At 49.4% G+C, this 7,181-nt stretch carries 5 protein-coding genes; 4 read left to right on the top strand and 1 reads right to left on the bottom strand.

Going from position 1 to position 7,181, the window contains the following annotated elements; genetic code table 11:
* Positions 1-172 precede the first annotated feature (172 nt).
* The 4 genes from glyS (at position 173) to J0895_RS20185 (ending at position 5,332) form a co-directional block, all read left to right on the top strand.
* Positions 173-2,335 (top strand): glycine--tRNA ligase subunit beta, encoded by a 2,163-nt coding sequence (gene glyS / locus J0895_RS20200; RefSeq protein WP_207089796.1) that lies wholly within the window; start codon positions 173-175, stop codon positions 2,333-2,335.
* Positions 2,336-2,582: 247 nt separating this feature from the next.
* On the top strand, positions 2,583-3,959 hold the full coding sequence (murD, locus tag J0895_RS20195) for a UDP-N-acetylmuramoyl-L-alanine--D-glutamate ligase (RefSeq protein ID WP_207089795.1): 1,377 nt from the start codon (positions 2,583-2,585) through the stop codon (positions 3,957-3,959).
* Positions 3,960-4,326: 367 nt separating this feature from the next.
* Positions 4,327-4,527 carry a hypothetical protein gene (locus J0895_RS20190; protein ID WP_207089794.1) on the top strand — a complete coding sequence of 67 codons (201 nt, stop codon included), beginning with the start codon at positions 4,327-4,329 and terminating at the stop codon, positions 4,525-4,527.
* 238 nt (positions 4,528-4,765) lie between these two features.
* Positions 4,766-5,332 carry a tetratricopeptide repeat protein gene (locus J0895_RS20185; RefSeq protein WP_207089793.1) on the top strand — a complete coding sequence of 189 codons (567 nt, stop codon included), beginning with the start codon at positions 4,766-4,768 and terminating at the stop codon, positions 5,330-5,332.
* A gap of 402 nt (positions 5,333-5,734) precedes the next feature.
* Here J0895_RS20185 and J0895_RS20180 read toward each other — a convergent pair whose 3' ends face one another.
* Positions 5,735-7,135, bottom strand: a complete 1,401-nt coding sequence (locus J0895_RS20180) for a (Fe-S)-binding protein (protein ID WP_422894344.1) — start codon at positions 7,133-7,135, stop codon at positions 5,735-5,737.
* Positions 7,136-7,181 lie beyond the last annotated feature (46 nt).

The raw sequence follows: 7,181 nt of genomic DNA, 5'->3' as shown, positions 1-7,181 counted from the left end.
CCCCAGTTTCACCCCGAACACCTTTTCATCTGGATCCGGCCTAGAGTGTCCGGGGTGGGTAGAATCCCGGGGCTTTCTTGGCGTATTCTGGAAAGAGTTGTTCAATGGGGTTGGCTGTTGGCTTCAGTTAGAAGGCACAAGTGACCTCTAGTCCTTTAGAGTACGATCGGATATGGCTACCTTTCTATTAGAAGTCGGTACAGAAGAATTACCCGCAGGGTTTCTCGATAGCGCAATTACCCAGTGGCGATCGCGTATTCCCGACTCCCTAGCTGAACATTTCTTGACAAATGACGCAGTTCATGTATATGGTACACCTCGCCGGTTGGCCGTGGTGATAGAAGGGTTGCCGGTTCTTCAAGGCGATCGCGAAGAAGAAATTAAAGGCCCTCCCGCCTCCGCCGCCTATAAAGACGGCAAACCCACCAAAGCTGCCGAAGGATTTGCCAAAAAACAAGGAGTCGAACTCGGTGCCTTAGAAATTCGCCCCACGGATAAAGGGGATTTTGTCTTCCTGCGTAAAACCATCACCGGACGTCCCACCACCGACATTCTCCAGGAACTGGTCCCGCAGTGGATTAGCAAACTCGAAGGCAAACGGTTAATGCGCTGGGGTAATGGCGAAATGAAGTTTTCTCGCCCCCTACGCTGGTTAGTGGCCTTGTTTGACCGTGATATTTTACCCCTTCAACTGGACAATGGGTCCGAAAGTCTCATCAGCGATCGCCTCTCCTCTGGTCATCGCGTCTTACATCCCCAACCTGTGGAAATTGCCACCGCCTCAGATTACGTCAAATCCCTAGAAAATGCCTTTGTTTCCGTAGACCCCGACCGCCGTCAAGCTATTATTCAAGACCAAGTAAAAGCCGCCGCCGAAAAAGTAGGAGGAACCGCCGATATTTCCCCGGATTTACTCCAAGAAGTCACCAACTTAGTCGAATGGCCGACCGCTGTTTTAGGTAAATTTGATGAAAAATTCCTAATTTTACCCGCCGAAGTGATTACCACGGTCATGGTCAGCCATCAACGGTATTTTCCAGTCTTAAAATCCGCCAAAATATCCGGCAAATCCCCCGAACTTCTCCCATATTTTATCACCATTTCTAACGGTGACCCCGCCAAATCCGACCTAATTGCCCTCGGAAACGAACGAGTGATTCGCGCCCGATTAGCCGATGGTCAATTTTTCTATGAAACCGACCGGGCCAAACCCCTAGAAGCCTACCTGCCTAAATTAGCAGAAGTCACATTCCAGGAAGATTTAGGCTCAATGCGCCAGAAAGTCGATCGCCTCATCCAGGTCGCCGCTTTGATTACGGAACAATTGCAAATTCAGGACTCACAAAAAGAGGAAATTGCCCGGGCCACCTTACTCTGCAAAGCCGATTTGGTCACGCAAATGGTCTATGAATTCCCTGAACTCCAAGGAGTCATGGGCGAAAAATATGCCCGGGCCTGTGGGGAATCAGAAGCCGTTGCTACCGCCATTTACGAACATTATTTACCCCGGAATGCCGGAGATAAATTGCCAGAAACTTTGGTGGGTCAAGTAGTCGGATTAGCCGATAAATTAGATACCTTAGTCAGTATTTTTGGTTTGGGGATGATTCCGACGGGTTCATCAGACCCTTTTGCCTTGCGACGGGCCGCCAATGCGGTGATTAATCTAACTTGGACGGCGAATTTATCTTTGAATTTAGGGGAATTACTCGGGAAGATTGCGGCTGAATTTACAGCAAAGCATCCGAAAACCTCCCCGGAATTACTCGGGCAATTACAGGAGTTTTTCTTACAACGAATTCGGACGCTGTTGCAAGAGGAACGGGGGATTGATTATGACTTGGTGAATGCGGTTCTAGGGGAAGAGGACCTGGAATATAGCCAACGCGCCTTAGAGGATGTCTTGGATGTTCGCGATCGCGCTTTATTCCTACAATCCATCCGCAATAATGGCAGCTTAGATACCATTTATGAAACCGTGAATCGGTCTGCAAGATTGGCGAAACAGGGTAATTTAGAGACATCAGTGCTAGATCCGACTCAAGTGCTCAAACCGGAATTGTTCCAAAAATCCTCGGAACAAGGGTTTTATGATGCCTTGATTGGGTTAATGCCGACCACCCAAGCGGCGCGATCGCAGCGCAACTATCAGCAGTTGGTCGATGCCTTAGCAGAAATTACCCCGATCGTCAGCCAGTTTTTTGATGGGGAAGACAGCGTACTCGTTATGGATCCGGACCCAGAAATTCGGCGCAATCGCCTCAACTCCATCGGGTTACTGCGAAATCACGCTCGGGTTTTGGCGGATTTCGGCCCGATTGTCAAGCCCCAATAGTTGAGGACCGTTCTATTAACTCCACTTCCAGTCCCCGGACCTTGGCAAGGGGAGGGTTAGGGTGGGGTCCTCTTGATCTGCCTGCCACCCCGTCACACACTATGATCCGCGATCGCGCCTCTATGGAGCCTTGTAGGGTGGGCAATGCCCACCCTACAATTGCTTTTTCCAGAGAAAACCCCTATGAGACGGAGCAACAAACGGTAAGATTAAGGTTAGACTTTGAAAAAATGCGATCCATAAAAGTATGCCAAAGGCTCATATCATTGGACTGGGACGCTCAGGGGGGGCCTCCGCGCGGTTATTAAAAAAGCAAGGATGGGATGTCACCTTGAGCGATCACTCCGACAATAACTCCTTGCGAGAACAACAACAACTGTTGGCGGCAGATGGCATTGACGTACACCTCAATCAGTCCTTTGAACCGCAGGAGTCTTTGGATTGGGTAGTCGTCAGTCCGGGGGTTCCCTGGGATCTTCCCGCCTTGGTAACGGCGCGACAGATGGGAGTTACCACCCTGGGAGAAATGGAATTAGCGTGGCGCAATCTCAACGCTTGTCCCTGGGTGGGAATTACGGGAACCAATGGGAAAACGACGACTACGGCTTTAATTGCTGCAATTTTTCAAGCTGCTGGATTCAATGCACCGGCTTGTGGGAATATCGGATATGCAGCGACGGAGTTAGCTTTAAAAGGGTTTAGCGAGGACCAGGCAACCCCCCAGTATCCCGATTGGGTGATTGCGGAAATTAGTAGCTATCAAGTCGAGGCATCAGAAACGGTTGCGCCACAAATTGGGGTGTGGACGACCTTTACCCCGGATCATCTCAGTCGTCATGGTACTCTGGAAAATTATTTTAATATTAAGGCGTCTCTGTTGGAGCGATCGCAGCAAAAAGTTTTAAATGGGGATGACCCTTACTTGAGAAAAAGTTTAAGCGATCGCTGGCCGAATGCCTGCTGGACGAGCATCAATGGTAAAAGTGAGTTATTAGGAAATCCCGATAAAGGCGTCTATATTGAAGACGGTTGGGCGGTGGCAATGGGCGAGGCGATCGTGCCCGTTGATGCCTTGAAAATGCCTGGGGAACATAACCTCACAAATCTGTTAATGGCGGTGGGCGTGGCACGATTGGCGGGAATTGATAAAGAGGCGATCGCCTCTGCCGTTGCCAACTTCCCCGGGGTGGCTCACCGTTTGGAACTAATTCGCACTTGGCACGGAATTGACTTTATTAATGATAGTAAAGCCACAAACTACGATGCCGCACAAGTGGGATTAGCCTCTGTCGCTACGCCAGTGATTTTAATTGCCGGGGGTGAAGAGAAAGAAGGGGATGATACAGGTTGGTTGCAAACCATTGAAGCGAAAGTCGCACAAGTGCTATTGATTGGCGATGCGGCAGATGCCTTTGCCAAACGCTTAGAACAAGTGGGGAATCCCCGCTATGAAATCGTCTATGGCATGGAACAGGCGGTGATTCGGGGGGCCGAATTAGCGGAAGAACTGGAGGCGCAGGTGGTCCTCTTGTCTCCAGCTTGTGCCAGTTTTGATCAATATCAAAACTTTGAGCAACGCGGGGATAATTTCCGCCAACTCTGTTTGGAAATGCTGCCGGAGTGAGCAAGGGTGAGAGGGTCAGCAAACCCTAAAGGGGTAGCCCTGTCAAAGTGTATTTGTAGGGGCGCAATGCGCAGGCCCTCTTTGGGCCTGCGCATTGCGCCCCTACATGAAACAACGATTTTTCGTCATTAAATTTACCACCTTGACAGGGCAACCCCTTTAGGGGTTATCTGGATGCAACAACCTTGACAGGGCTAGGTTTTAACACCCGCTAGGTGTTGACACTGGTGCTCTAGGAAATCGCAATGTGCTGCGATTTGAATCACAACTACATGTGATAAATCCAAGGTGTGGATAATACTCAAGTCACCGCTTACCTACACCGGATGCTGCAAACTAGAACCACAGTAGAGTTGAATCGGAACTTATGCCAGCACCCACTCTGAATCCAGAAGAAAACCTCACTGACTTGTTCGCACAAGCCTGGTTTTCCGGGAAACTAACCGCGATCGAACAGCATAACCTTCAGGTTGCGTTACTTAATAACGCCCTGAGTCGGGAGGATGCTTTGCTAGTCCATCGTTTATTCTATGCCGTCCGTCGCGGATGGCTCAAAGTGAGTGCTTGAAGGAGTCCTACCTGAATCTCGCTCATTCCTAACCCAGTCCCTTGAAACTGCGATCGCCACTGTGCTCCACCTCTGTTTACTGGGCGTTAGACGCGCTATATAAGTGATCCTCACCCCAGTCTATAACTTTCTCTAGTCAGAGAAAAAGGGGATATAATTTTATCATTAAACTTGACATTTTAGGTAACAAATGTGCTTTCATAGTCAAAGTACACTCCTCCGTTCACAAATCGTAATAATGAAACCCAATCTCCTTGGATCTGGACTCCTTACGGCAGCAGCCTGTCTGTGCCTGGAAATGCCAGTCTTAGCAGCCACTGCCGCTGATTCGGAACTTAACTCCGAGTGGGCGGTGAATGCCACGACTGAAATTGCCCAAGCCCCAGAAAACACCTATAACGCCTGGGGAAACGAATGTAGCAATTTGGTTGAGCAACAGCGCTTTACCTCGGCGATCGCCGCCTGCGATCGGGCTGTTACCCTCAAACCTGACTATTCCCTCGGGTTAACTAACCGCTGCGTCGCCCTCCTGCAACTCGATCGCTATCAAGACGCCGTAGAATCCTGTCGCCGCGCACTCACCGGCGATGGCAACTGGGGAGACAGAACCGAAGCTAGTGGCTGGCTGAATTTTGGCGGGTCCCTCATCCTCTTTGCTGGAGAAAAACCCAGTCCCAACGAAGCCATTCCCCTGCTGCAACAAGCCCTCCTCGCCTTTGAGAAGTCCCTGGAAATTGAACCCGCCAATCCCAATACCCGCCAACTGCGAAACGAGTTGGAAAAACTGATCCAAGACTTGACTTAAACCGATTTTTCCAACCCCATCCAAAATGTGTCTACTATTAATCAGTGTGCTGGTTTTTTAGCTGTCAAGGGTGCGTCGGAATCTATAGCGTTTCTCATGAATATCCGGTACAACCCTCACCCCTTTCTCGTCGGCGGCCCAAGAAGGGAGAGGGGCTTTAAATACTACATACGGTACAGCCCTCACCCCTTTCTCGTCGGCGGCCCAAGAAGGGAGAGGCCTGTCCTGAGCCCTGAGCCCTGAGCCCTGAGCCCTGAGCGGGTCGAAGCCTGTCCTGAGCCCTGAGCCAGTCGAAGGGTCGAAGGGGGTCGAAGGGGGCTTTAGATACTACATAATGAGTTCTCTAACCTCTATAACTCATTCCCACCATCAGGACCTCTACATTCAGACGCACCCCCACCCCTATTTCAGGCGCACCCCCCGAATTGATAAATCTAATAATTCCATCGGGTGCATCAGCGGTATATCTTTTCCCTCTAACTGCAAATGCTTTTGAATTTGCAACGCACAACCGGGATTGGGAGAGGCAATTAACTCGGCACCTGTATTCAGCAGATTATGCACTTTTTGCTGACCCAACTCTTCCGATACCTCCGGCTGGAGCATATTATAAACCCCTGCACTGCCACAACATAACGCCGCATCAATGGGTTCTTTCAGTTCAACCCCCGGAATTTGCTTAAGAATCTGGCGCGGTTGCTGACTAATTTTTTGACCATGTAACAGATGACAAGCATCCTGATACACTACGGTTAATTTCCCTTCGGTTAAGGGAGACAATTGAGCCGTTAATCCCACCATTGCGAGGAATTCTTGGACATCTTTTACCTGATTTGCAAAGGCTTGAGCTTTTTCTCGATAATTCGGGTCATCTTGGAGAATGTGACCATATTCTTTTAGGGTATGACCACATCCTGCCGCATTAATAATGATAAAATCAACGCCGGTTCCTTCAAAACTATCAATCATCTGACGGGCGATCGCCTGTGCCTGTTCTTCTTGTCCTTGGTGTGCCGGTAAAGCTGCACAACATCCTTGTCCTTTCGGAATCACTACTTCACAGCCATTGGCGGTTAAAACCCTCACCGTTGCCTCATTCACCGGATTAAAAAATAACCGTTGTACACATCCGAGTAACATCCCCACTCGATACCGTTTCTCCCCTTGTGCGGGAATTACATCGGGATAGTTTCCTTTGAAAAATTCCCCGGTAATATTGGGTAAAATTGACTCCATCGCCGCCAATCGCGGGGAGAGTTTCTTTAATAATCCCGTCTGCCGCACTAATTTGGGAATTCCTAACTTTTGGTAAAGATAAAGGGGAACTAAGAAAGGACGCAGACGATTGGGATAGGGGAATAGGTTAAAAATGAGACTGCGAATCACGCGATCGCCCAGGGACCGTTCATAATTCCGCTCAACTTGAGGACGAGTTGCCGCCAGCAATTTATCATATTGCACCCCCGAGGGACAAGTGCTGACACAAGCTAAACATCCCAAACAAGTGTCGAAATGTTCCACCGTCCCCTCTGCCAGAGGCGCTTCCCCAGTGGCGATCGCATCCATTAAATAAATCCGTCCTCGCGGCGAATCCATTTCCTTACCAATCACCCGATAACTCGGACAAGTCGCCAAACAAAAGCCACAATGAACACAAGTATCAATTAGTTTCGGATCCGGTGGATGTTTAGCATCGAATCCCGGCAACGCTGACGACTCGCTTAACTCATTCAAATGCGGATTCTGCCCCAAAAAGTTACTAGATTTAGCCGCAATAGTAGATTCAACAGGTTTCATACTCATCAACTCAATATATTCTCCAAAGTTCGTAGTAACGCCTTCAGGCGTT

It is taken from the genome of Phormidium pseudopriestleyi FRX01 (genome assembly GCF_017313335.1).
Classification (GTDB): domain Bacteria; phylum Cyanobacteriota; class Cyanobacteriia; order Cyanobacteriales; family Laspinemataceae; genus Laspinema; species Laspinema pseudopriestleyi.
Note: the sequence above shows the minus strand (reverse complement) of the source record. Positions and strands in the feature narration are given on the sequence as shown.

Excerpts from the sequence above, each read along its gene's own strand:
- J0895_RS20180 (WP_422894344.1), bottom strand. The coding sequence starts at position 7,135 with ATGAGTATGAAACCTGTTGAATCTACTATTGCGGCTAAATCTAGTAAC.
- glyS (WP_207089796.1), top strand. The coding sequence starts at position 173 with ATGGCTACCTTTCTATTAGAAGTCGGTACAGAAGAATTACCCGCAGGG.
- murD (WP_207089795.1), top strand. The coding sequence starts at position 2,583 with ATGCCAAAGGCTCATATCATTGGACTGGGACGCTCAGGGGGGGCCTCC.
- J0895_RS20190 (WP_207089794.1), top strand. The coding sequence starts at position 4,327 with ATGCCAGCACCCACTCTGAATCCAGAAGAAAACCTCACTGACTTGTTC.
- J0895_RS20185 (WP_207089793.1), top strand. The coding sequence starts at position 4,766 with ATGAAACCCAATCTCCTTGGATCTGGACTCCTTACGGCAGCAGCCTGT.